This window comes from Aeromonas sp. D3, assembly GCF_027705025.1.
Classification (GTDB): domain Bacteria; phylum Pseudomonadota; class Gammaproteobacteria; order Enterobacterales; family Aeromonadaceae; genus Aeromonas; species Aeromonas salmonicida.
On the sequence record NZ_JAPDBE010000098.1, the window covers coordinates 1 to 1018 of the forward strand.

1 protein-coding gene is annotated in these 1018 nt (G+C 50.5%); it reads right to left on the bottom strand.

Translation table 11 applies throughout. The annotated features are described in order from the left end of the window. On the bottom strand, positions 1–932 hold a 932-nt coding region (locus OKC28_RS22900; protein ID WP_270691160.1), incomplete at its 3' end, for an ISAs1-like element ISAs1 family transposase. Between the last annotated feature and the right edge of the window lie 86 nt (positions 933–1018).

Sequence of the window (1018 nt, forward strand, 5' to 3'; positions counted from 1 at the left end):
TCCTCGTTGAACACCACATCAAGAATGTAATGCTGGCTGTTCTCTATCCGCCAGTGCTGCCGTATATAGTGCCCTAGCAGCTTGTGCTTGGGGGATAACGAGCTGACATAGTAAGAGGTATCTACCGTTCCTTTTCCGTTGGCGCTGCGGTGACGCTCAACGGCAATGATGCTGCGGATTGTCGGCCATTTCTCCGTCAACTCTGGCGGTAATTTGGCTTTTAATTGAAACACATAACGCTCTTCCTGGCGGCCATGTCCACTCTCTTTGTGCTCGACGACAATCTTCTCTTTCTGGGCGTCAAACAGTGACTGGAATTGCGATTGAACCGCTTGATACAGCTTCGGTTGATTATTCTTGACCTGTACCACTACATGAGCCTTCTTCTCGCTGATTTTCTCCAGTGTCTCACGCTGACAATGCAACGCATCGAGTGTGACAACGGCTCCTTTTAGCTCAAGAATGTCCAGCATATCTTTGACGGTTTCGATTTCCCCCTTCTTGTTAGGGGTTGCTTTCTGGCTTAACACCAGCCCATTTTCGGTATCGTAAGCCGTGACCAACTGAAGCGCATCCTTGGCATTTCCCCGAAAGGAGCCGCGTAACACCTTGCCATCAAAGGCAATGATGGGTTTGCCCTGATGAGTGCGCTGTTCATTGACCCAGCACAGCAACGCTTCAAGCAAGGTATCGATGACAATGCAGCGCAGAATGCGGGCAACCGTGTGACGCCGCGGGATGCCGTTGGCAAAGGGGCGATGCTGACGGAGCCAATCGATCTTTGAATCGCCATAGGTTTCGATGTCATTCCAGCCCTCGGCACCACTCATGATGGCACTGATGACAAGGAACATGACATCAACCAGGTTATGTTTACGATTGATCTCAGAGCGAGTTTCTTCGACAAGGGTAAGGTGTTCAATCAACGTCATAGCGCGTGCCTCCTGCATGGAGACGCGATTAGATCACAGACGATCTGCCTGTTCAAATTTCATTAACAAAGTGCGATCCCGCCCTG